Raw genomic sequence first — 23,676 nt, forward strand, 5'->3', positions numbered from 1 at the left:
TTGACTCTGCGCCCACCAGACGAAAGTGCGAGTAGCGAGCCTGGTCAGCGCAGAGTCAACGCGGTGGGTTAGAGCAGGCCCAGGATCCGGTCGCCGACGGCGCTGGTCGACAGCTTGGCATCACCTCGGGTGGCCAGGTGTTCGGCGACGGCGCTATCCACCGCCGCGGCGGCGGCGCTCTCCCCGGCATGGGTGAGCAGCATGGCCACCGACATCACCGCGGCGGTCGGGTCGGCGATGCCCTGTCCGGCGATGTCGGGAGCGCTGCCGTGCACCGGTTCGAACATCGACGGGTTGGTGCCGGTGGCGTCGATGTTGCCGCTGGCAGCCAAGCCGATGCCGCCGCAGACGGCTGCCGCCAGGTCGGTGAGGATGTCACCGAACAAGTTGTCGGTGACGATGACGTCGAACCGGCCCGGATCGGTCACCAGGTAGATGGTGGCGGCGTCGACGTGGGTGTAGGCGACTTCGACGTCGGGGTATTCCGCGCCGATCTCCTGCACCGTGCGCCACCACAGGCCCCCGGCGAAGCTCAGCACGTTGGTCTTGTGCGCCAGCGTCAGGTGCTTGCGACGCTGCCGAGCCGTCTCGAATGCGTAGCGCACCACCCGGGCCACTCCGAAGGCGGTGTTGACGCTGACCTCGGTGGCCACCTCCTGCGGCGTGCCGACCCGTAAGCTGCCGCCGTTGCCGGTGTAGGGGCCCTCGGTTCCCTCGCGCACCACCACGAAGTCGATCTCCGGGTTACCGGCGAGCGGGCTGCTCACGCCCGGGTACAGCCGGCCCGGACGCAGGTTGACGTGATGGTCCAGCGCGAACCGTGCGTTGAGCAGCAGCCCGCGTTCCAGCAACCCCGGCGGAACCGACGGGTCCCCGATCGCGCCGAGCAGGATCGCGTCGTGACCGCGCAACTCGTCGAGCACCCCGTCGGGCAGCACCTCGCCGGTGGCGTGATAGCGCTTGGCCCCCAGGTCGTAGTGAGTCTTCTCGACACCGGGCAGCACCGCGTCGAGCACCTTGACGGCTTCGGCGATGACCTCCGGACCGATGCCGTCACCCGGGATGACCGCGAGTTTGAGCGTCACGTGAGATCCACCACTTCGAGCTTGTTGGCGCCGACGGCCGCACCGATGGCAGCCCGCACGTCCTCGGGCACGTCCTGATCCAGCCGCAGCAGGATCGTCGCGGCCGGGCCCTCGGCATCTTCGGACAGCTGGGCCGCGTGGATGTTGATCCCGGCACCACCAAGCAGCGTGCCGATCTTGCCGAGCGCGCCCGGCTGGTCGGCGTAGTTCACCACCAGGTTGGTGCCCTGGGCACGCAGGTCGAAGTTGCGGCCGTTGATCTGCACCACCTTCTCCACCTGCTGCGGCCCGGACAGCGTGCCGGCCACGGTGACCGCCGACCCGTCGGCTGCCACCCCTTTGACCTCGACGACGCTGCGGTGGTTGGGGCTTTCGGTGGCGGTGCTGATGTCGGCCTCGACGCCGCGCTCGGCAGCCAGGGCCGGGGCGTTGACGAAGGTGACCGGGTCTTCGATGACCGCCGCGAACAGCCCGCGCAGCGCGGACAACCGCAGCACCTCAACATCTTCGGCGGCGAGCTCGCCGCGCACCTGCACCGACAGCGACACCGGCAAGGCATCCGACAGCACCCCGACCAGCAGGCCCAACTTGCGGGCCAGATCCAGCCACGGGGCCACCTCGTCGCTGACCACTCCGGCGCCGACGTTGACCGCGTCGGGCACGAACTCGCCGGCCAGCGCCAGCTTCACACTCTTGGCGACGTCAGTACCGGCCCGGTCCTGAGCCTCGGCGGTGGAGGCACCCAGGTGCGGGGTGACAACCACCTGCGGCAGCTCGAACAGCGGCGAATCGGTGCACGGCTCGGTGGCGAACACGTCCAACCCGGCGCCGCGGACATGCCCGCTGGTGATGGACTCGGCCAGCGCCGCCTCGTCGATCAGCCCACCGCGGGCCGCGTTGACGATGATGACGCCGGGTTTGGTCTTGGCCAGCGCCTCCTTGCCGAACAGCCCGGCCGTTTCCGGCGTTTTGGGCAGATGAACCGAGATGAAGTCGGCGCGGCCCAACAGATCGTCGAGGGACAGCAGCTCAATGCCCAACTGGGCGGCGCGGGCCGCGGACACGTAGGGGTCGTAGGCGATGATGTGCGCACCGAAGGCGGCCAGCCGCTGGGCGACCAGCTGCCCGATGCGACCCAATCCGACGACGCCGACCGTTTTGTCGAAGATCTCGGTGCCGGAGAACGACGAGCGTTTCCATTCCCGGCCGTGCAGCGAGGCGTCTGCCGCGGGAATCTGGCGTGCGGTGGCCAGCAGCAGGGCCAGCGCGTGCTCGGCGGCACTGTGGATGTTCGAGGTCGGGGCGTTGACGACCAATACGCCGCGCGCGGTGGCGGCGTCAACGTCGACATTGTCCAGCCCCACGCCGGCGCGGGCGACGATCTTGAGCTTGGTGCCGGCGGCCAGCACCTCGGCGTCGACGGTGGTGGCCGAACGCACCAGCAGCGCGTCCGCCTCGGGGACGGCGGCCAGCAGCTTGGGCCGGTCCGGGCCGTCTACCCAGCGAACTTCAACCTGGTCGCCAAGTGCGGCGACGGTGGATTCAGCGAGTTTGTCAGCGATCAAAACAACGGGCAGAGTCACCCGGACAGCCTAGCGGCGGTCTTGGGCCCGGCGACGATGCGGGCCGCTGCTGGCCCGAGGAGGGGCCGGGCAATCCCGCAGACCGCGGCGCAGCCGGGCGCGGCGGGCCACCGCCGTCAGCCATGGCGGCTTGGTTGTGCACAGCCCAGTCGGGCGGAATCGGTTTCTTGTCGGTGCCCGAGGGAATCCTGTCGGTAGTTACGACGACCGCAGGAGAAATACCCATGTGCTGGATGTGTGATGACCCAGACACCACCGTCGACGAGTGGCTCGACGCCATGCGCAACTTGGTGGACAAGCACGGGTGGGTGGTGCAATACGTGGAAAGCGACCGGGCGCCCTATGCGTACACAGTCGGGCTAACCGAGCACGGTCTGCCGGAGTTGCTGGTCACGGGGCTGCCGCCGCAGCCGTCCGCGCGGCTGCTCAACGGGGTAGCCGCGGATCTGTTGGAGGGCGCCCGCCCGGCCCCGGGCCAGCTGGTCCCGGCCCCCGACGGGCCTCCGATGGAGGTCGTCGCCGTACAGCACCCCGACGCGCACATGAACGTGGCGATCGCGTTCTACGGCAGCGATGTGCAGGCCCTGCAGCTGGTGTGGGCCGATCGTGACGGGCACCGACCGTGGTGCCCGGAGTTCTCCAACGGCGGGGTCCGCCAACCGGTGCTCGGCGTGCGCGTCACACCGACCTGACCGGATCCGCACCGCGGTCAATACCATCCAGGTATGGATGTCACCGTCGTCGGCAGCGGGCCCAACGGTTTGGCCGCAGCCGTCATCTGCGCGCGCGCCGGGCTGTCGGTGCGGGTGCTCGAAGCCCAGTCCACGCTCGGTGGTGGGGCCCGCACCGCCGCTGACCCGGAATTCCCCGGAGTCGTCCACGACGTGTGCTCGGCGGTTCATCCGCTGGGGCTGGCGTCGCCGTTCTTCACCGAGTTCGATCTGAGCGCGCGCGGCGTTCAGCTGGCCGTGCCGGACGTCTCCTACGCCAATCCGCTGCATGGTCGGCCCGCCGCGGTCGCCTACCGGGATCTGGACCGCACCTGCGCCGAATTGCAGCACGGCGCGTCGTGGCGGCGCCTGCTGGGACCGCTGGTGGAGCACGTCGACGCCGTCGTCGACTTTCTGCTGGGCGACAAACGCTCGATTCCGTCCGGCCTGCTGACGGTGGCCCGGCTGGGGCACCGCATGGCGGAACAAGGCAGCCCGGCGTGGAATCTTTCGCTGGCCGGCGATGACGCCCGCGCGCTGTACACCGGTGTTGCCGCCCATACGATTTCGCGGATGCCGTCTTTGACGTCCGCGGGGGCGGGGATGATGCTGGCCACGCTCGGGCACACCGTCGGCTGGCCCATCCCAGTCGGCGGAAGCCAGTCGATCACGGACGCGTTGATCGCCGACCTGCGCGCACACGGCGGCGAAGTGACGGCCGGTGTGACGGTGACCGAACCACCGGGCAAGGTGGCGATTTTCGACACCGCACCCACGGCACTGCTGGACATCTACGCCGACACACTTCCGCCTCGATACGCAAAGGCGCTGCGCCGCTACCGGTTCGGGCCCGGTGTCGCCAAAGTCGACTTCGTGTTGTCCGGTGAAGTGCCGTGGAGCGATCCTCGGGTGGCAGCGGCACCGACCCTGCACCTCGGCGGTGACCGGGCCCAGATGGCGCACGCCGAAGCCGAGGTGGCCGCCGGCCGGCACGCATCGGCCCCGATGGTGCTTGCGGCGCTGCCGCATCTGGCCGATCCGTCCCGGATCGACGCGGCGGGCCGACGCCCGATGTGGACCTATGCGCATGTACCGGCCGGCTCGACGATCGATCAGTCCGAGACGGTGACCGCCACGATTGAGCGGTTCGCGCCGGGCTTCCGCGATCTGGTGATCGCCGCGCGCAGCGTGCCGGCGGCGCGACTGGCCGATCACAACGCCAACTACGTCGGCGGCGACATCGCAGCCGGGGGTAACAGCGCATGGCGGGCGCTGGCCGGCCCGACACCGCGACTGAACCCGTGGAGCACACCGGTTCCCGGCACCTACCTGTGCTCCTCGGCGACCCCGCCCGGCGCCGGAGTGCACGGCATGGCCGGCTACTACGCAGCGCGTACGGCGCTGCGCCGTGAGTTCGGAATCCGGGAAATGCCTTCGCTCGCGCCGCGACCGCGAGACCGCCGTTGACGCGCGATATCTCGAGTGCGGTACGCGGTAGCGTCGATCTCGGCGAGCGAACAAACTCACGCTCGCGCAACAAGCCGCGGGACGGTCGGCTCGCCCGGCGTCAGGCGGGTCGAGCGGAAAAGCGCTTTGATGCCCTCGACCCAGCGCCGGCAGCGCTCAGTGAGCCGGTAGTCCTTGGTCTGTAGGTGCCCGCGGGTGACCAGCACACCGAGTTCAGCGCCCTTGCAACGCACGTCGCCGGGGGCCGCGATCCGCATGTAGAACGCCTCCGACTCGTCCATCAGCGAAGCCCAGTCGTTGGCGGGACGCGCGAAGGAGGCCCGGCCGTCGTCGAGGCGGTACACGCCGGTGCGCGGGGTCGCGGTCAACAACTCCACGCGGGGCGAGGTCTCCCAAATCATCAGCTGGCCCCAGACATCGTCGCCGCCGTAGCCGCGCTCCCAGCGCGCGTTGATCTCGTGGACGTCGACCTCGTAGTCCACATCCAGGTACTCGAGCAGGTGAAACAGAAACAGCGGCACGTCCGCGTAGGCCTCGGTGGTCAGGTTCGTCATCGGGCTGACGCCGCTCAGCCGCGGATTCACCTCGCCCAGGTACAGCTCATCGGTGTCCAGGTCGTGCAAGAGATCCACCTCGAAGTAGCCGCGGTACCCCTCGCGTTCCAGGCAGCTGCCCAGCTTGGCCACCATGTCGCGGGCGTCGTGCGTCTGCGCGGGCGTCAGCACCCCGCGCCACACATCATTGCCGCACCAGCCACCCTTGGTCGGAGTCAGCTCGGGGTAACCCACCAGACTCGACATCGCCGGCCCGACGACGGTGCCCTGGCGAGTTACGACGCCCTCCAGGCACACCTCCACATTGCGGATGCGCCTCATCACTTTGAGTTCCTGACCGACCAGATCGCCGGCGTGACGGTCCCAGTCGCGTTGACCGCGCACAAAGTAGGTCGTCGTGCCGGCGTCGCCGTAAGCAGCCTGGACGACGAGGTTTTCGCCCAGCCCCGCGCTGTGCGCGAGCACCGACAGTTCGTCGTAGGAGCCGGCTCGCCCGATCACGTTGGGGACGCTCGTCACGCCCGCCTTCTCGGCCAGGCGTGTCATGACGATCTTGGAGCCAAGCCGATGGCGCAGCTGCGCCGTCGGCTGCATCAGCTCCAACCCCACGTCGTGTGCCAGCGCCTGGGTCGCCTCATCAAGCATCACCAGGCAGGCCTTGCCCCCGGGACCGCGGTGCGCGATGAACTCGAGTGTCTCGGGATCACGCAGCAGGTAGTTGCACACGTCTTCCATGGACCCGAAATCCATGCGGTCGCGCCGTCGGGGTACGAACACACGCGGATGCTCGCCCTCGAAGGAGTCAAAGTAGGTGAGGTAGAAGAAGTTCCGCACCCTGCGGTCGATGCCGAGCAGGTTGAACGGGGTCGGCGAGGTGAAGTACAGCGGTACGGCGTTGGTGTGAAAGAACGCTCGTATGTCCGACAGGCCGTTCAATGGGCGGCGCGGCTCGCGCTCAGTTCCGCGGGTGTCCATGTCCCCAGTGTGCGCTGCCCGTGGCCGCGAGGATGTGGGATTGGCGCTGCAGCCGAGATCGACGTCAGCGTGGGCACCACTCGGTGTTTCCCGCGCTGACGTCGATCTCGGCGCAAAAGATCAGGCGGTTTCGGTAATGGGGCGGTCGACCCAGCTCATCAGGTCGCGCAGCTTCTTACCGGTGACCTCGATCGGGTGCTCGGCGTTCTCCTTGCGCAGCCCCTCGAGCTCCTTGTTGCCGCCCTCGACGTTGGCGACCAGCCGCTTGACGAAGGTGCCGTCCTGGATGTCGCGCAGGATGGCCCGCATCCGCTCCTTGGTGTCGGCGTCGATGACCCGCGGCCCGGACAGGTAGCCACCGAACTCCGCGGTGTCGGACACCGAGTAGTTCATCCGCGCGATGCCGCCCTCATACATCAAGTCGACGATCAGCTTGAGCTCGTGCAGCACCTCGAAGTAGGCCATCTCCGGGGCGTAGCCGGCCTCGACCATCACCTCGAAGCCGGCCTTCACCAATTCCTCGGTGCCACCGCACAACACGGCCTGCTCACCGAACAGGTCGGTTTCGGTCTCCTCCTTGAAGGTGGTCTTGATGACCCCGGCCCGCGCCCCACCGATGCCCTTGGCGTAGGACAGCGCCAGCGCCTCGCCGGTGCCGGTCGGGTCCTGGTCGACGGCGATCAGGCAGGGCACGCCCTTGCCGTCGACGAACTGCCGGCGCACCAGATGTCCGGGGCCCTTGGGCGCCACCATCCCGACGGTGATGTCGGCGGCCGGCTTGATCAGACCGAAGTGGATGTTCAGACCGTGGCCGAAGAACAGCGCGTCGCCGGCCTTCAGGTTGGGCTCGATGTCATTTTTGAAGATCTCGGCCTGCGCGGTGTCGGGCGCCAGCAGCATGATCACGTCGGCCCAGGCGGCCACTTCGGCGGGAGTGCCGACCTCCAGGCCCTGCTCCTCGACCTTGGCCCGCGACTTGGAGCCTTCCTTCAGCCCAACCTTCACCTGCACACCGGAGTCACGAAGGCTCAGCGAGTGCGCGTGCCCCTGGCTGCCGTACCCGATCACCCCGACCTTGCGGCCCTGAATGATCGACAGGTCGGCGTCATCGTCGTAGAACATCTGAATTGCCACTTTGGCTTTTCTCCTTGTCAGTTACTTGGCGAGCTAGTTATTTGGCGATGCCGATGCCGCGCGGACCGCGGGCCAGCGACACCAGACCGGATTGAACGATTTCACGCACCCCGTAGGGCTCGAGGACCCGCAGCAGCGCATCCACCTTGCCCGGATTGCCGGTGACCTCGATGATCATCGACTCCGGGGAAACATCAATGATCCTGGCCCGGAACAGCTTTGCCGCTTCGGCTACCTGGTTGCGGGTGGACGCGTCGGCACGGATCTTGATCAGCGCCAGCTCGCGGGCCACCGAGTTGTCGTCGTCCTGCTCGACGATCTTGATCACGTTGACCAGCTTGTTGAGCTGCTTGGTGATCTGCTCCAGCGGGGTGTCCTCCACCGAGACGACGATCGTCATCCGGGACATGTCTTTGACCTCGGTGGCACCGACCGCCAGCGACTCGATGTTGAAGCCGCGCCGGGAGAACAGCGACGCCACCCGCGCCAGCACGCCGGGCTTGTCCTCGACCAGCACCGACAGCGTGTGCGTCTTCCAACCGCTGCTGGCCATCAGGCGTGCCCCTCGTTGTTGTCGTCGCCGAACAGCGGCCGAATGCCTTTGGCCGCCTGGATTTCGTCGTTGCTGGTGCCGGCGGCGACCATCGGCCACACCTGGGCGTCGGCGCCGACGATGAAGTCGATCACCACCGGACGGTCGGTGATCGCCCGGGCCTGCGCGATCACGTCTTCGACATCCTCTTCACGCTCGCAACGCAATCCGACGCAGCCCAGCGCCTCGGCCAGCTTGACGAAGTCCGGGATGCGATGCGAGTGGGTGGCCAGATCGGTTTGGCTGTACCGCTCCCCGTAGAACAGCGTCTGCCACTGGCGCACCATGCCCAGGTTGCCGTTGTTGATCAGCGCCACCTTGATCGGCACGCCCTCGATGGCACAGGTAGCCAGTTCCTGGTTGGTCATCTGGAAGCAGCCGTCGCCGTCGACCGCCCACACCTCGGCATCCGGGCGACCCATCTTGGCGCCCATCGCCGCCGGGATGGCGAACCCCATGGTGCCCAGCCCGCCGGAATTGAGCCAGGTGCGCGGCTTTTCGTACTTGACGAACTGCGCAGCCCACATCTGGTGCTGGCCCACTCCGGCGACATAGATAGCGTCGGGGCCGGCCATCCGGCCCAGCGTCTCGATCACATACTCCGGGCTCAGGCTGCCGTCGCTTTGCGGGCCGTAGCTCAGCGGATAGGTGGAACGCACCTCGTCGAGGTAGCTCCACCATTCCGAGAGATCGAGCTCAGCTTCCACCTCATCGTGGCGCAGCACCGCGATCAGCTCGGCGATCACGGCCTTGACGTCACCGACGATCGGCACGTCGGCATGCCGGTTCTTGCCGATCTCGGCCGGATCGATGTCGGCGTGAATAACCTTGGCGTCCGGGGCGAACGAGTCCAGCTGCCCGGTGACCCGGTCGTCGAAGCGAGCACCCAGGGTGATCAGCAGATCCGACCGCTGCAGGCCGGCGACCGCGGCGACGGTGCCGTGCATGCCGGGCATGCCCAGGTGCTGGCGGTGGCTGTCCGGGAACGCGCCGCGCGCCATCAGGGTGGTGACCACCGGGATCCCGGTCAGTTCTGCCAGCTCCGCCAGCTCCTCGCAGGCATCACCGCGGATGACGCCGCCGCCGACGTAGAGCACCGGCCGGGTCGCCGCCGCGATGAGCTTGGCGGCCTCGCGGACCTGCCGGCTGTGCGGCTTGGTGGTGGGCTTGTAGCCGGGCAGGTCCAGGCGCGGCGGCCAGGCGAAGGTGCACTGTCCCTGCAGCACATCCTTGGGGATGTCGACGAGCACCGCACCCGGGCGACCGGAGGACGCGATGTGGAACGCCTCGGCGATGACCCGGGGAATGTCGTCGCCGCTGCGAACCAGGAAGTTGTGCTTGGTGATCGGCATGGTGATGCCGGAGATGTCGGCCTCCTGGAAGGCGTCGGTGCCGATCAGCTGGCGGCCGACCTGCCCGGTGATCGCGACGACGGGGATGGAGTCCATCTGCGCATCGGCCAGCGGGGTGACCAGGTTGGTGGCGCCGGGGCCCGAGGTCGCCATGCACACCCCGACCCGCCCGGTGGCATGCGCGTAGCCGCTGGCGGCGTGACCGGCGCCCTGCTCGTGGCGAACCAGCACGTGGCGCAGCTTCTGCGAATCGAACAGCGGGTCATACACCGGCAGCACCGCACCGCCGGGAATGCCGAAGATCACGTCGACGTCCAGTTCCTCCAATGACCGGATAACCGACTGGGCACCGGTCATCTGCTGCGGCTCAACCCGGTGGGGGCCGGCTTGCGCCGGTGAGCCGTTGGCTTCCGGCCGTTGCGGTGCTCGCGTGGTGGGTGCGCTCACGGTTTCCTCTTTGTCTGTCGGACTTGCGTCTGTAGCGCCGGGGCAACAAAAAACCCCCGTCAGCTCAGCTGCTGCACGAGGGTTGCGCGTCGGTGCTCGTAGTACCCGGCTGGGCTAGTCAGCCACCAACGCGCCGAGTAAGTACTACGAGCAGGTCGCGGTTGTTCATGGTGATCGACAGTAGCGTCAGCACAGGTCAGCCGTCAAATGCGGGCGGCGCTGACCGGGTTGGGCGCGCGATCCCGACGACCGGTGACATGATGCCTGCGTGACGTCTAGCCCGCCGGTGCTGATCAGGGTGTCGCCGATGGCGCACCTGGCGGTCGGCTTCCTGGCGCTGGGGCTGCTGGTGCCGGTGCTGACCTGGCCGGTGACCGCGCCGCTGCTGGCGATCCCGGCGCTGCTGTCTGCATCGATCGTGCGGTGGCGCACCACCGCAGACGCGACGGGCGTGACGGTTCGCACGCTGCTGGGCAGCCGGTCGGTGCGCTGGGCGAACATCGACGGGCTGCGGTTCACCAAGAGCGCTTGGGCGCGCGCCGTGCTGAAGAGCGGTGACGAGATCCGGTTGCCGGCGGTGACGTTCTCGACCCTGCCGTTGCTGACCGAGGCCAGCGCGGGACGGGTACCCAACCCGTACAGCTGAGTTGGCGGCGACCCGCTGCGCCCGGCTACGCCGCGCTTGCGATCGCCGCTGGTCGAGTTGGCGGCGACCCGCTGCGCCCGGCTACGCCGCGCTTGCGATCGCCGCTGGTCGAGTTGGCGGCGACCCGCTGCACCCGGCTACGCCGCGCTTGCGATCGCCGCTTAACCCAGCGGGTTGGCGCCGTTGAGCAGCACCCACAACGCGATGCCGCCGGCGATGCCCGCCACCAACGCCACCGTCGAACCGATGAAGGGTCGTCGAGCCCAGCCGCGGCCCCCGTCGAACCCGTAGCGACCAGGTCCGATCAACACGATCGCGGCCGCGACGACGGCCAGCATGATGTGGTATTCGTGCCCGTCAGGTAGGAAGAACGCGAAGTGCCGCCAGCCCCCGTCGCCGGAGACGCCGGCCAGTATGCCGTTGAGCAGGTATGCCAACGCGCCCGCCGCGGCCAGCGGCGTGAACAAACCCAGCACCAGCAGCACCCCGGCGACGATCAGGCCGCCGGCAGCCACATAACCGAGGATGTCGGCGTGCTGATAGCCGTTGTCGGAGAGGGCGTTCTTGAATCCGGTCAGACCCTGGCCACCCCACCAGCCGAACAGCTTCTGCAATCCGTGCAGCACCAGGATCGCGCCCAGCCCGATCCGCAACAGAAAAAGGCCCAGGTCCTGGGTGCCGCGCCGGTCATCGACCCGCAACCGATCGTCGACGTCGGCCTCCGCCGCCGCCGGGGCATTGCGGGCGCCGGATTCGGCCTGCACATAGGGCAGCGGTTCGGGGTCGCCGAGCAGATTCAATCCGCTGCCGACCACCCCGGAGTTGCGGGAGTCGTAGGCAGGAATGGTCGTGGTCTCGAAGTCTCCCGCATAGTCAGCGGAGGGCAGGTCGTCCTCCGGGTCGACCAGGCTTGCCGCGCTGGGTCGTCCCTCGTCCTTGGACGACGCCGAGGCGCCCGGCCGCTGCCAGGGAGAGTGCAATTTGCGGGTCACGATTGCCAGGGTAAGGGCAGTATCGGCGGAATCGGGGATTTGAGCGGTGCTATCACCGGCCAATTCGCGCCGATCACCCCGGTCGCGAGGGTCGATTTGCCGGTGTTGCAGGAGCCATCGTGGCGGGCACACATGCGGTGTCCGTAATCTGGCGGGCATGCGGATGCGCGGGGCGGTGCGGCGAGCGACCGTCATGGTGGGTGCGGCGGGCCTGCTGCTGACCGGCTGCGCGCATTTCAACGACAACCAGTCGCAGCCATTCACCACCGAGCCGCAACGCAAACCCCCGGCCTCGTCGGCACCTCCCCCACCCCCGCCACTGCCGGCCACACCCTTTCCCAAGGAGTGCCCGGCACCCGGCGTGATGCAAGGCTGCCTGGAAAGCACCAGCGGCCTGATCATGGGTCACGACAGCAAGACGGCGCTGGTCGCCGAACGGATCACCGGCGCGGTCAAGGAGATCTCGGTCAGCGCCGAGCCGAAGGTCAAGATGGTCATCCCGGTGGACCCGTCCGGCGACGGCGGCCTGCTGGACATCGCGCTGTCGCCCACCTATTCACAGGACCGGCTGATGTACGCCTACATCAGCACCCCGACCGACAACCGGGTCATCCGCATCGCTGACGGCGATGTCCCCAAAGACATCCTGACCGGAATCCCCAAGGGCGCCACCGGCAACACCGGCGCACTGATCTTCACCAGTCGCACCACCCTGGTGGTGCTCACCGGGGATGCCGGTGACCCCGGCGCGGCGAACGATCCCGCCTCGCGCGCCGGCAAGGTGCTGCGCATCGAACAGCCCACCACCGTCGACCAGGCAGCGCCGACCACCGCGCTGACCGGCATGGGCGCCGGCGGCGGGATGTGCATCGACCCCGCGGACGGTTCGCTCTACATCACCGACCGCACCCCCACCGCCGACCGCCTCCAGCGCATCACCAAAGACTCCCGAACGTCGACGGTGTGGACCTGGCCGGACAAACCGGGGGTGGCCGGCTGCGCGGCACTGGACGGCACGGTGCTGGTCAACCTGGTGAACACCAAACAGACCGTGGCCGTGCGGCTGGCCCCGGGCACCGGGGCGGTCACCAGCGAGCCCGAGGTGCTGCGCCAGGACAACCATGGACACGCCTGGGCGCTGAAGCTCTCCCCGGACGGCAACGTGTGGGGCGGCACGATCAACAAGACCGCCGGCGACGCCGAAAAGCTTGACGACGTGGTGTTTCCGCTGTTCCCGTCCGGTGGCGGCTTCCCGCGCAGCAACGACGACAAGACCTGATGCAACCCGGCTGCGCCAGCGGCCCTGTGGTTCAGCAGACGCTTAGACTTGAAGACCCCCGCAGCAAGCCGAGAGATCCACGACATTCCGCTTCCCGGACGCTCTGACCAGGTCGAACTCCAGCGTCTGCGGCTGGACTAGCTGGCCGTCACCGCCCCCGGGAACATGACATTTTCCTGATTGATCTCAGGTGCCGTGAAGCCTAGACTTCAACTGGCGGGTGTGGTACACGTCACAGTTCGAAAAGAGACGGCCATGACGATCGGCGCTGTTTCCCTCCCCTGGATCACCTCTGGTGTTGCGTTGGTCAGCGCGGGCGCCATCGCCGTCGCACCGGCTGAGCCCCCGCCGCCCGCCATCGCCCACCCCGTCGGCGACGTGCAACTGACCGCGTTCGACCCCAACAACTGGGCCGACGTCCTCAATGCCGCGGCGGCCAACCTCACCGACATCTGGGACCACTGGGCGCCCGCCCCGGCCCCCTTCCTGACTCAGGCGCTGGTCAACCAGACCGGCTACCTGGAGGATCTGTTCAACGGCTCGAAGACCATCGCCCAGGTCCTCGACCAGATGAGCGCCAACCTGACCGCTGCGGGCGACGCGGCCGTCACCCCGTTCACCCCGGCGAACCCTGCTGACTTCATCTACCCGTCGCTCGACACCACAGCGAGCGACATCAGCATCAGCGCCCTGGGCGTGCACCTGTTCGACATACCCCTGCCGGGCAAGGCAGACCTGCTGGACATCCTTGCCAATGGGCTCAACTTCGACATCGGGATCTGCCCGTTGTGCGTTCCGGTGTCGATCCCGGTACTGCAGCTGCTCATCGGTGACGAAGCGGCCGCGGAAGTCCAGCCCTGGCTCAACTTCATGGGGTCGCCGCTGAGCGGGGTGCTCTGGGGGGACATCGGGGTTACGCTGGGCCCGATTCTGCAGTTCAGCAATGACGTCACCGCCATTGGCGACGCGCTGAGCGGCCCCACCCCGGACTGGAATGCGGCGTTGCAGGAACTGTTCAATATGCCGGCCAACATCACCAATGCGTTCCTCAACGGCTACGGCGACATCAACGCCGCGACGCTGATGAGCGATCTGGGTATCCAGATGCCCGCGTTGGACGCCAACCTCGTTCTGGACTTGGGCGGCTTGCTCAGTCCCGCCGGCTCCCTGATCAACGGCATCGGCTTCACCGACACGCTGGGAGACTGCAGCATCGGTTGCGCCGCGTTCGAGGTGCCCAGCACGGCCGTCGGGCCGATCGCGTCGATGATCGGACTGGCCCAGGCGATGGCCGAGGCCATCGGCTGGAACGGTGAATCGTTCAGCAGCCTGTTGTCGATGTTCTGACCGGCGCCAGGCGCGGCGCGAAACGTCGCCACCTCTCACCTCGGGCGCTACCCCCACGCGGCATGCCCCGCGCAGCCTCAATATTTCATCAACTTAGTGGGGCTTCCCACTTAACTTACCGTCAGGTAAGGTTACGTCCGCCGTGACACCCGTCACGGTTACGTAATAAGGAGATCAATGCAACACGCCGCCCCACGTACCAGGCTTACCGCGGGAATCGCCCTCGCCAGCGCCGGTGCCATCGCCGCCGCCCCCATCGTCGCGCCCCCGTTGCCGGCCCCGTCGGTTCTGCAGTCTCGCGCCGTGCAGCTCACCGCCGGCTGGGATGACGTCTGGCAGACCGCCGAGGCCAACGCCACCGACATCTGGAACCACTTCTCCGCCGACCCCTTCCCGGCACTCGCCCAGCAGCTGGCCAACCAGACCGGTTACCTCGAGGGCCTGTTCAACGGCTCGCTGAGCTTCGACGAGGTCGCCAAGGACATTGAAGACAACCTGTCCGCGGTGTTCGGGTCGCCGGCCACCGACACCACTGACGCCCTTCCCGGCGCTCTGTTCGGACCGTTCCTGCCGGACGGCGGCGCCACCTCCACCCTCTACCAGTCGCTAGACGACGTGGTCACGGCCGGCGGGCTGATCGGTTCGATCATCACCCACAACAGCCTTTTCGGCCTGCTCGACTCGGCGCTTCCGGGCATTGTCACCGGCATCGGGCTCGACGAAAGCGCCACGCCCGTGGTGCAGTCGCTGCTGGACTTCGCGGCTTCGCCGTTGAGCGGCGTCGTGTTGGGCCAGCTGGGCACCATGCTCAGCCCGGTACTGCAGTTCAACGACGACATCAGCGCCATTTCCGAAGCGTTGACCGGCGCGACTCCGGATTGGGGCGCCGCGCTGCAGGACTTGATGAGCATGCCGGAAAACATCACCAACGCCTTCCTCAATGGCTATGGCGAGGTGGACCTGATGCCGTTGCTGGGCGACCTGGGCATCACCTTGCCGCACATCGCCGTCCTGGATCTGGACACCTACATCACCGAGCTGAGCGTGAATCTGGGCGGCCTGCTCAGTCCCGCCGGTTCGCTGTTCGACGGCATCGGGCTGGGCTCGACCACCGACGCGCTCGGCGACCCGACCCTGCTGTTCGACCTGCCCGGCGTGGCCGTCGGGCCGATCGCCTCGCTGGTGGAGATGGGCCAGGCGATCGCGATGGCGCTCGGCTGGGACGGCACCGGCGACATGCTGGCCACGCTGTTCTGAGGCCGACACGAAGTGGCCCCCTCCTCGGGAGGGGGCCACTTTTCGTTTCAGGAACTCGTCACGGCGACGGCTGGACCATCGCGTCCATGCCGGTGGAATGTTTTGCCAACCCCCACATGACCGGTGGTCATATTTGTCCGGCCCCGGCGTCCCATCGCGTGGAATATTGCTGAAGATTGTGGATTTCCGTCTTAACTTACCGTCAGGTAATGTTACGCTGGCTGTAACGGACATCACGATCGTCGTAACGAGGAGATTCATGCAACACATCGCCCCCCGTCCCTGGATCGCTGCCGGCGTCGCGTTGGTCGGCGCCGGCGCCGTCGCCATCACCCCGGTCGCCGCACCGCTGCCAGAGCTGTCGGGCCTGCAGTCGCGGGCCGTGCAACTCACCGCGGACTTCGACCCGTTCGCCGCGTGGACGGAGGTGTTCAACACCGCCAGCGCCAACATCAGCACGCTGTGGGACAACGTCTCCGCCGCGCCCCTGGTCGCGACCCAGCAGGCGATCTACGACCTAGTCAAGGGTGTGTCGATCGACCCGAATGCGGTCATCGATGCGATCGCGCAGCCCAGCACGGCGACCGACCTGCCGATGTCGCCGCTGCTGCTGAGCAACGACGCCCTACAGGCGCTCGTCACCCTGGTGATGCCCCAGTATCTGCCGAGCGACTTCCCGCTCGACAGCGACGAGCTCACTCCGATTCTGTCCTTCCTGGCGTCGCCGCTGAGCGGTGTCATGATGGGTGCGCTCGGACCGAGCCTCAGCCCGCTGGTGGCCCTGTACAACAGCATCACCGAGATCAGCACCGACCTGTCCGGTGCCAATCCCGACTGGAGCGCCGCCCTGCAGGACCTGGCCGACATGCCGGCTAACATGCTCGGCGGACTCCTCAACGGGGCCACCCTCAACCTGGACGGTCTGCTGCCGTCGCTCACAGAGGCCGGTCTGCTGCCCGCGGCCCTGGACGTCACCTCGCTCAGCTACACCTTCGGCGGCCTGCTGTCGCCGGGCCTCACCGGCACCGACGTCAACGGCTTCGTCCAGCTGATCTCCGACGGCAGTTCACCCGGCATCGGCGGCTCGATCATCAACGGACTGGGGTTGACGACCGGCCTGATGGGCTTCCCGCTGGTGATCGACGGCCAAGGCGTCGGTCCGCTCGGAGCGTTCGAGAGCCTGGATCAGATCATCGCCGCAGCCCTGGGCTGGGACGGGGTCGGCAACCCGCTGGCCGATCTTTTCGGTGCGCTGTAACGGCTAGGGCCGACGATCACGGCCGAGTGGCCCCCTTTCAACCGAAGGGGGCCACTTGCCGTATCAGCTGCAGGCGGCAAGCACCAGCTCACGCACCCGGGCAGCATCGGCCTGGCCCTTGGTAGCCTTCATCACCGCGCCGACGATAGCGCCCGCGGCCTGCACCTTGCCGCCGCGAATCTTTTCGGCGACATCGGGGTTGGCGGCCAGCGCCTCGTCGACCGCGGCCTGGATCAGGGAATCGTCGCGCACCAACATCAACCCGCGATCGGCCATCACCTGTTCGGGTTCGCCCTCACCGGCCAGCACGCCTTCGACCACCTGACGGGCCAGCTTGTTGCTCAGCTTGCCGGCATCGACCAGCGTCACCACCGCGGCGACCTGTGCCGGGGTGATCGCCAGCGCATCGAGTTCGACGCCGGCTTCATTTGCCTTCTGGACCAGGAAGTTTCCCCACCAGGCTCGCGCGGCCTCGCTGGGCGCCCCGGCAGCGACGGTGGCGGCGACCAGCTCCACCGCACCGGCGTTGACCAGGTCGCGCATCACCTCATCGGAGATGCCCCAGTCGGTTTGAATCTTCTTGCGCGCCAACCACGGCAACTCCGGGATGGTGGTTCGCAGCCGGTCCACCAGCTCGGCGCTGGGTGCCACGGGCTCCAGGTCGGGCTCGGGGAAATAGCGGTAGTCCTCCGCGGTTTCCTTGGCGCGGCCCGCGCTGGTGTAGCCGGATTCGTGAAAGTGGCGGGTCTCCTGGGTGACGCTGGCACCGGAGGTCAACACCGCGGCCTGACGGCGCATCTCGTAGGTAACCGCAACCTCGACGCTTTTGAGTGAATTGACGTTCTTGGTCTCGGTGCGGGTGCCGAACTCGGCGGCACCGCTGGGCTTCAGCGATACGTTCGCGTCGCAGCGCATCGAGCCCTGATCCATCCGCACATCGGAAACATCCAAGGCGCGCAACAGATCCCGCAGTGCGGTCACATATGCCCGGGCGATCTGCGGGGCCCGCTCCCCTGCTCCCTCAATGGGTTTCGTGACGATCTCGATCAGCGGCACGCCGGCCCGGTTGTAGTCGACCAGCGACTCGACGGCGCCCTCGATGCGCCCGGTCTCGCTGCCCAGGTGGGTCAGCTTGCCGGTGTCCTCCTCCATATGGGCGCGTTCGATGTCCACCCGCCAGGTGGTTCCGTCATCGAGCGGTACGTCGAGGTGGCCGTTGAATGCGATCGGCTCGTCGTACTGGGAGATCTGGTAGTTCTTCGGCTGGTCCGGGTAGAAGTAGTTCTTGCGGGCGAACCGGCACCATGAAGCGATCTCGCAGTTCAGCGCGAGGCCGATGCGGATGGCCGACTCGACGGCCGCGGCGTTGAGCACCGGCAACGATCCGGGCAGTCCCAGACACACCGGGCAGACCTGGGTGTTGGGCTCAGCGCCGAACGCGGTGGCGCAGCCACAGAACATCTTGGTCGCCGTCGACAACTCGACGTGCACTTCCAGGCCCATAACCGGATCGAAACGGGCGAGGACATCGTCGTAGTCGAGCAGGTCAGCCGCGGCAGTGGTCATGGCGCTGAGTGTAATGCCGCCCAGCGGCGGCCCCGGCTACGAACCCAGCGCCGAACTGGTCTGCTGGTGGTGCTGGACGTACCAGACGAATTCGCGCACCGAGTCAGCCGAATCCGGGCAGTCCGCGGTTACCGAGGCGCCCAGCAGCGGACCCGTTTGGTCCTCCGGCAGCCCGCTGGTCGCCAGAATGTGATCCACGGCATGCTTGACTCCGGGCACACCCGGCTGGGCACGCATGAACCCGCATACCTCAGCGCCGTGCTGACTGACGTAGGCGTTGACAGCGTCCTGTTCGGCGCGTGCGGTGGCGGCGGGGATTAGACACAGCGGCGTACCCAGCAGCGCGAAGGCCGTGTGCGACAGCATTTTCATGTCCCCTCCTACCCCGTGCGAGGCGGCAAACTTGCCGCTACCGAATCCGGCGAACGTAAATTCCCGCGAAAGCTTAACCGGAAACCTTGGGGTTCGCCTGTCGAGGAAGCTGCCTGGTTGCTGGGAGGCGATCTACCCGAAGAACGCAGCCGCATCGTCGTAACGGGTCTGCGGCACCAGTTTGAGCTGGCGCACCGCGTCGGCCAGCGGCACCCGACCGATGTTCTGTCCTTGCAGTGAGACCATCATCCCGTACTCACCGGCATGTGCGGCGTCCGCGGCGTTGACCCCGAATCGGGTGGCCAGTACCCGGTCGTAGGCGGTCGGCGTGCCGCCGCGCTGCACATGGCCGAGCACCGTGGTGCGCACTTCCTTTTTCACCCGTTTCTCGAGCTCCACGGCCAGTTGCGCCGCCACCCCGGTGAACCGTTCGTGGCCGAACTCGTCGAGGCCGCCGGCCCGCAGTTCCATCGACCCCGCAGCAGGCTTGGCACCCTCGGCGACCACGCAGATGAAGTGCGCCGAGCCGTGCTGGAATCGCTTTTTGACCAGCCGGCAAACATCGTCGATGTCGAAAGGCTGCTCGGGGATCAGCGTCATGTGTGCCCCGGTGGCCAGCCCGGCGTTGAGCGCGATCCAGCCGGCGTGGCGACCCATGACCTCCACCAGCATCACCCGTTGGTGAGATTCAGCGGTGGAATGCAACCGGTCGATGGCCTCGGTCGCGATCTGCAGGGCGGTGTCGTGGCCAAACGTCACATCGGTGCAGTCGATGTCGTTGTCGATGGTCTTGGGGACCCCGATCACCGGCACGTTCTCCTGGGACAGCCAGTGCGCGGCGGTCAGGGTGCCTTCACCGCCGATCGGGATCAGCACATCGATGCCGTTGTCGTCGAGGGTTTGTTTGACCTGGTCCAGCCCGGCGCGCAGCTTGTCCGGGTTCACCCGGGCGGTGCCGAGCATGGTGCCGCCCTTGGCCAGCAGGCGATCGTTGCGGTCGTCGTTGTAGAGCTGGATGCGTCTGTTCTCCAGCAGTCCACGCCAGCCGTCCTGAAACCCGACCACCGAGGAGCCGTAGCGGGAGTCGCAGGTGCGCACAACTGCTCGAATCACCGCATTGAGCCCGGGACAGTCACCGCCGCCGGTGAGAACTCCGATCCGCATGGCCCCCATCTTGCCGGTTGGGCTGCACCGAGATCGACGTTAGCGCGAGGTCTACTCGAACTTTTCCACGCCGACGTCGATCTCGACAGCTAGATGGCCGTCGGCAGCGCTCCGCGGGCCGCCTCGTAGGCAGCACCCACCCGATAGAGCCGGTCATCGGCCAATGCTGGCGCCATGATCTGCAGCCCGACCGGCAACCCGTCGTCGGGCGAGAGCCCAGCCGGCACCGACATGCCGCAGTGCCCGGCCAGGTTCAGCGGCAGCGTGCACAGGTCGAACAGGTACATCGCCAGCGGGTCGTCGACCTTCTCACCGATCCGGAACGCGGTGGTGGGGGTGGCCGGCGACACCAGCACATCCACAGACTCATACGCGCGATCCAGGTCGCGCGCGATGAGCGTGCGTACCTTCTGCGCCTGGTTGTAGTAGGCGTCGTAATAGCCCGCAGACAGCGCGTAGGTGCCGATCATGATGCGCCGCTTGACTTCCGGACCGAAACCGGCGGCCCGGGTCATCGCCATCACCTCTTCGGCGCTGTGGTTGCCGTCGTCGCCGACGCGCAGACCGAAGCGCATCGCGTCGAAACGGGCGAGGTTGGACGACACCTCCGACGGCAGGATCAGGTAGTAGGCGGCCAGCGCGTGTTCGAAGTTCGGGCAGTCCACCTCCGACACCTCGGCACCCAGGGCAGTCAGCTGCTCGACGGCGGCGTTGAACGACGCCAGCACCCCGGCCTGATAGCCCTCTCCGCTGTGCAGCTGGCGCACCACTCCTACCCGTACGCCGCTGAGGTCACCGGCCGCCCCGGCCCGGGCGGCGGCCACCACGTCGGGCACCGCCGCATCCACCGACGTGGAGTCGCATGGGTCGTGCCCGGCGATCACGGAATGCAGCAACGCGGTGTCGAGCACGGTGCGCGCGCACGGGCCGCCCTGATCCAGCGACGACGCGCACGCGACCAGCCCGTAGCGGCTGACCGTGCCGTAGGTGGGTTTGACCCCGACGGTGGCGGTCAGCGCCGCCGGCTGGCGGATCGAACCGCCGGTGTCGGTGCCGATCGCCAACGGGGCCTGGAAAGCGGCCAGGGCGGCGGCGCTGCCGCCGCCGGAACCGCCCGGCACCCGGTCGACGTCCCACGGGTTGCGGGTCGGGCCGTAGGCGGAGTTCTCCGTTGACGAGCCCATCGCGAACTCGTCCATGTTGGTTTTGCCCAGGATCGGGATCCCGGCCGCGCGCAGCCGCGCGGTCACGGTCGCGTCGTACGGTGCGCGCCAGCCCTCCAGGATCTTCGATCCGCAGGTGGTGGGCATGTCGACGGTGGTGAACACGTCTTTGAGGGCCAGCGGCACCCCGGCCAGCGGCGAGGCCGGCTGCTCGCCGGCGGCCAGCGCCGCATCGACGGCGGCCGCCGTCTCTAGCGCTTGCCCGGCCGCCACGTGCAGGAACGCGTGGTAGCGCTCGTCGGTGGCCGCGATCTGGTCCAGGCAGGCCTGGGTGACCTCGACCGAGGTCACCTCCCGGGCGGCGATCCGGGCCGCCAGCGTCGCCGCGTCCGACCTGGTGAGATCACTCATTGTTCGTCTCCCAGGATCTGCGGCACCGCGAAACGGCCGTCGGCGGCGTTGGGCGCCGCGGCCAGCGCCTGCTGCTGCGTCAGGCTCGGCACGATCTCGTCCGGCCGGGTCACGTTGACGTCCTTGAGCGGGTTGTCGGTGGCCTCCACACCGGTGACATCGACCGACTGAATGGCGCTGACGTGGGTCAGGATGGCGTCGAGCTGGCCGGCATAGCTGTCCAGTTCGGCGTCGGTCAACGACAGCCGGGCCAGCCGGGCCAGGTGGGCCACCTCGTCTCGGGAGATCTGGGACACGAGCGCAAAGCCTAGTCGGGCGCCGAACGTGTACCCAACGTCAGGCTCGACGCCGAGTGTGACGCCGGCTTCACGTTCAGCGTGCTCAACGGCGCTATGCAACAGTGGTTGCCGTGCCTTCCTATCTGCTGCGGGTCCAACTCGAAGACCGCCCGGGTGCCCTCGGGTCGCTCGCGGTGGCGCTCGGCTCGGTGGGTGCCGACATCTTGTCGCTGGACGTGGTGGACCGCGGGCCCGGATACGCCGTCGACGACCTGGTGGTCGAACTGCCGGCCAGGGCCATGCCGGACACACTGATCACCGCCGCCGAGTCCCTCAACGGGGTGTGGGTGGACAGCGTGCGCCCGCACACCGGCCTGTTGGAAGCACACCGCGATCTGGAACTCGTCGATCACATCGCGGCCAGCACCCGCTCCGACCGGCTGCAGGTGCTCGCCGATGAGGCGCCCCGGGTGTTGCGGGTGGGCTGGTGCACGGTGGTCCACGGCCGGCCCGAGGACGGGTTCAGCCGGGTGGTGGGCAGCCCCGGTGCGCCGGAGACCGAACCCGACAGCGCGCCGTGGCTTCCGCTCAACCAAGCCCAGGCGCTCAACGGCGCCGACGACTGGGTGCCGCCGGTATGGCAACAGCTGGAGACCGCGCTGGCCGCCGCACCGCTGGGTGACCCGAACACAGCGGTGTTGCTGGGCCGTCCGGGCGGGCCGCTGTTTCGTCCGTCCGAGGTCGCGCGACTGGGCTACCTGGCCGGAATCGTGGCCACGCTGCTGCGCTGACGGCTCAGTTCAGGTTGACGGTCGGCGGATCCTGGGACAGGTCCGCCTTGCCGTAAACGCTTTCGGTGTCGGTGCCGGTCCAGGTGTCGCCGTCGCGGGTGCGCGCGGTCAGCGGGAACACCACCTCACCGGTGATGCTGGCCTCCAACGAGTAGGCGCGGACCTCGACCTTCAGCTTGCTGGAATCCGCCGTTCCCCAGGACGCGGTGCCGTCCACCAGCTCGTACTTGTAGACGCGTTGCGGGCAGTCCGGCGGCCGCAACGAGGTGCTGGCGGTGCACTGGGCGAGCTTGTTGGAGATCGCCTTCGAAACCGCCTTCTCGCCCTTGGAGCTGAGCGAGAACTCGACGTCGCTGAGGTAGGCGTCCCCCATGTACAGCTCTTTGAGCAGGAACGGCTTTTTGGGATCGGCCTTGAGGTTGGGGTTTTCGCTGCCCATGTCGACCCACCCGGGGAACACGTAAACCGGGGTGTCGCCGATCGGCTGGCCGAACACGGTCAGCGTCTTCATCGCCTCGTTGTTCAGGATCGCGTTCTTGGGGTCCAGCTTGATCGCCGCGTGCTCGATCATCCATTCCTTGCCGGACTTCTTGACAGTGATCTCCTCGTCGGAGATCTTGTCGCCGAATTTGGCCGAGACGTGGACGCGACCAAAGCCGTAGCTGCCGTCGTCGCTGAGGATCTTGATCTCGGTGATCGGCCACTTGGCGATCTGTTTCTTCAGGATGTCGTTGGTCAGAAATTCGGTGTTCGCGGGTTTGTCGTTGCTGAAACTCAACGCCTTGGCCGCGTCACCCTTGGCCAGCGCTTCCAGATATCCCTTGACCGCGGCGCCGGCGCTGCTCTTCTCGTCGCTGCCGCTGAATGCCACCACGGCGATCACCAGGATGATCACCCCCAGCAACGCGCCGCCGACCGAGAGTCCGATGATCAGCGGTTTGCGGTTACGCGGTTGCGGCGGCGGGCCGGGGTGGCCGAACTGCTGCGGGCCCGGCGGCCAAGGCTGGTGCTGTTGCTGCGGCTGTTGTTGCGGCTGTTGTTGCTGCTGGTAGGGGTCGTACTGGTTCGCCAGCTGGGTGCGGTCTTCCTGTCCCCAGGGCGGGTTGGGCGACGCCCAGCCCCCGGCGGGGTCTCCCCCGTAGTGTGGACCTGGCCCCTGGGTCACAACAACCTCCTGTAGCAGCGCCGGATGACCGCCCCGGATCAGGGCCGATCGGTCGCGCTGTCATCGACAAACACCAGAATTGTACGCA

General features: G+C 67.6%; 21 protein-coding genes. 8 read left to right on the forward strand and 13 right to left on the reverse strand.

Going from position 1 to position 23,676, the window contains the following annotated elements; translation table 11 throughout:
• Nucleotides 1-68: 68 nt before the first annotated feature.
• Nucleotides 69-1,085, reverse strand: coding sequence for a 3-isopropylmalate dehydrogenase (locus AC5Y36_RS13755; protein WP_500041473.1), 1,017 nt, complete (start codon nucleotides 1,083-1,085; stop codon nucleotides 69-71).
• Nucleotides 1,082-2,668: a phosphoglycerate dehydrogenase gene (gene serA, locus AC5Y36_RS13760; RefSeq protein WP_500041474.1), complete on the reverse strand. Its 1,587-nt coding sequence runs from the start codon at nucleotides 2,666-2,668 to the stop codon at nucleotides 1,082-1,084. The genes AC5Y36_RS13755 and serA overlap by 4 nt, the downstream gene beginning before the upstream one ends.
• 233 nt (nucleotides 2,669-2,901) lie before the next feature.
• Between serA and AC5Y36_RS13765 the strand changes: the two genes are divergently transcribed.
• Nucleotides 2,902-3,360, forward strand: a complete 459-nt coding sequence (locus AC5Y36_RS13765) for a DUF4262 domain-containing protein (protein WP_500041475.1) — start codon at nucleotides 2,902-2,904, stop codon at nucleotides 3,358-3,360.
• 33 nt (nucleotides 3,361-3,393) lie between these two features.
• Nucleotides 3,394-4,845 carry a phytoene desaturase family protein gene (locus AC5Y36_RS13770; RefSeq protein ID WP_500041476.1) on the forward strand — a complete coding sequence of 484 codons (1,452 nt, stop codon included), beginning with the start codon at nucleotides 3,394-3,396 and terminating at the stop codon, nucleotides 4,843-4,845.
• 56 nt (nucleotides 4,846-4,901) lie between these two features.
• Here AC5Y36_RS13770 and AC5Y36_RS13775 read toward each other — a convergent pair whose 3' ends face one another.
• The 4 genes from AC5Y36_RS13775 to AC5Y36_RS13790 form a co-directional block, all read right to left on the reverse strand.
• Nucleotides 4,902-6,374: a biotin carboxylase gene (locus AC5Y36_RS13775; RefSeq protein ID WP_500041477.1), complete on the reverse strand. Its 1,473-nt coding sequence runs from the start codon at nucleotides 6,372-6,374 to the stop codon at nucleotides 4,902-4,904.
• Between the two features lie 120 nt (nucleotides 6,375-6,494).
• Nucleotides 6,495-7,496 carry a ketol-acid reductoisomerase gene (gene ilvC / locus AC5Y36_RS13780; protein WP_500041543.1) on the reverse strand — a complete coding sequence of 334 codons (1,002 nt, stop codon included), beginning with the start codon at nucleotides 7,494-7,496 and terminating at the stop codon, nucleotides 6,495-6,497.
• Between the two features lie 49 nt (nucleotides 7,497-7,545).
• Nucleotides 7,546-8,061, reverse strand: a complete 516-nt coding sequence (ilvN, locus tag AC5Y36_RS13785; protein ID WP_500041478.1) for an acetolactate synthase small subunit — start codon at nucleotides 8,059-8,061, stop codon at nucleotides 7,546-7,548.
• Nucleotides 8,061-9,899: an acetolactate synthase large subunit gene (locus tag AC5Y36_RS13790; protein ID WP_500041479.1), complete on the reverse strand. Its 1,839-nt coding sequence runs from the start codon at nucleotides 9,897-9,899 to the stop codon at nucleotides 8,061-8,063. The genes ilvN and AC5Y36_RS13790 overlap by 1 nt, the downstream gene beginning before the upstream one ends.
• A 307-nt stretch (nucleotides 9,900-10,206) precedes the next feature.
• Between AC5Y36_RS13790 and AC5Y36_RS13795 the strand changes: the two genes are divergently transcribed.
• Nucleotides 10,207-10,545 carry a PH domain-containing protein gene (locus AC5Y36_RS13795; RefSeq protein ID WP_500041544.1) on the forward strand — a complete coding sequence of 113 codons (339 nt, stop codon included), beginning with the start codon at nucleotides 10,207-10,209 and terminating at the stop codon, nucleotides 10,543-10,545.
• Between the two features lie 161 nt (nucleotides 10,546-10,706).
• Here AC5Y36_RS13795 and AC5Y36_RS13800 read toward each other — a convergent pair whose 3' ends face one another.
• Nucleotides 10,707-11,537, reverse strand: coding sequence for a DoxX family protein (locus tag AC5Y36_RS13800; protein ID WP_500041480.1), 831 nt, complete (start codon nucleotides 11,535-11,537; stop codon nucleotides 10,707-10,709).
• Between the two features lie 157 nt (nucleotides 11,538-11,694).
• Between AC5Y36_RS13800 and AC5Y36_RS13805 the strand changes: the two genes are divergently transcribed.
• The 4 genes from AC5Y36_RS13805 to gjpA (AC5Y36_RS13820) all read left to right on the forward strand — a co-directional run bounded on the left by AC5Y36_RS13805 (nucleotide 11,695) and on the right by gjpA (AC5Y36_RS13820) (nucleotide 16,678).
• Nucleotides 11,695-12,816 carry a PQQ-dependent sugar dehydrogenase gene (locus AC5Y36_RS13805; RefSeq protein ID WP_500041481.1) on the forward strand — a complete coding sequence of 374 codons (1,122 nt, stop codon included), beginning with the start codon at nucleotides 11,695-11,697 and terminating at the stop codon, nucleotides 12,814-12,816.
• Between the two features lie 255 nt (nucleotides 12,817-13,071).
• A complete protein-coding gene (gene gjpA, locus AC5Y36_RS13810) occupies nucleotides 13,072-14,163 on the forward strand; it encodes an outer membrane porin GjpA (protein ID WP_500041482.1) in 1,092 nt (363 codons plus the stop codon).
• Nucleotides 14,164-14,340: 177 nt separating this feature from the next.
• Nucleotides 14,341-15,420, forward strand: a complete 1,080-nt coding sequence (gene gjpA, locus AC5Y36_RS13815; protein ID WP_500041483.1) for an outer membrane porin GjpA — start codon at nucleotides 14,341-14,343, stop codon at nucleotides 15,418-15,420.
• A 259-nt stretch (nucleotides 15,421-15,679) separates the two neighbouring features.
• Nucleotides 15,680-16,678 carry an outer membrane porin GjpA gene (gjpA, locus tag AC5Y36_RS13820; RefSeq protein ID WP_500041484.1) on the forward strand — a complete coding sequence of 333 codons (999 nt, stop codon included), beginning with the start codon at nucleotides 15,680-15,682 and terminating at the stop codon, nucleotides 16,676-16,678.
• Nucleotides 16,679-16,741: 63 nt separating this feature from the next.
• Here gjpA (AC5Y36_RS13820) and gatB read toward each other — a convergent pair whose 3' ends face one another.
• From gatB to gatC, 5 genes are all read right to left on the reverse strand, one after another.
• Nucleotides 16,742-18,244, reverse strand: coding sequence for an Asp-tRNA(Asn)/Glu-tRNA(Gln) amidotransferase subunit GatB (gatB, locus tag AC5Y36_RS13825; RefSeq protein ID WP_500041485.1), 1,503 nt, complete (start codon nucleotides 18,242-18,244; stop codon nucleotides 16,742-16,744).
• Between the two features lie 36 nt (nucleotides 18,245-18,280).
• Nucleotides 18,281-18,616 (reverse strand): hypothetical protein, encoded by a 336-nt coding sequence (locus AC5Y36_RS13830; protein WP_500041486.1) that lies wholly within the window; start codon nucleotides 18,614-18,616, stop codon nucleotides 18,281-18,283.
• Between the two features lie 132 nt (nucleotides 18,617-18,748).
• Nucleotides 18,749-19,780 (reverse strand): ATP-dependent 6-phosphofructokinase, encoded by a 1,032-nt coding sequence (locus AC5Y36_RS13835; RefSeq protein WP_500041487.1) that lies wholly within the window; start codon nucleotides 19,778-19,780, stop codon nucleotides 18,749-18,751.
• Between the two features lie 89 nt (nucleotides 19,781-19,869).
• On the reverse strand, nucleotides 19,870-21,354 hold the full coding sequence (gene gatA, locus AC5Y36_RS13840) for an Asp-tRNA(Asn)/Glu-tRNA(Gln) amidotransferase subunit GatA (RefSeq protein WP_500041488.1): 1,485 nt from the start codon (nucleotides 21,352-21,354) through the stop codon (nucleotides 19,870-19,872).
• Nucleotides 21,351-21,650, reverse strand: coding sequence for an Asp-tRNA(Asn)/Glu-tRNA(Gln) amidotransferase subunit GatC (gatC, locus tag AC5Y36_RS13845; protein WP_500041489.1), 300 nt, complete (start codon nucleotides 21,648-21,650; stop codon nucleotides 21,351-21,353). Before gatC ends, gatA begins: the two co-directional genes overlap by 4 nt.
• Before the next feature lie 113 nt (nucleotides 21,651-21,763).
• Between gatC and AC5Y36_RS13850 the strand changes: the two genes are divergently transcribed.
• Nucleotides 21,764-22,423 carry an ACT domain-containing protein gene (locus AC5Y36_RS13850; RefSeq protein WP_500041490.1) on the forward strand — a complete coding sequence of 220 codons (660 nt, stop codon included), beginning with the start codon at nucleotides 21,764-21,766 and terminating at the stop codon, nucleotides 22,421-22,423.
• Nucleotides 22,424-22,427: 4 nt separating this feature from the next.
• On the opposite strand, the gene AC5Y36_RS13855 is transcribed toward AC5Y36_RS13850, so the two are convergent.
• Nucleotides 22,428-23,588, reverse strand: coding sequence for a hypothetical protein (locus AC5Y36_RS13855; protein WP_500041491.1), 1,161 nt, complete (start codon nucleotides 23,586-23,588; stop codon nucleotides 22,428-22,430).
• Nucleotides 23,589-23,676: the final 88 nt, after the last annotated feature.

It is taken from the genome of Mycobacterium sp. NGS50, from assembly GCF_059812545.1.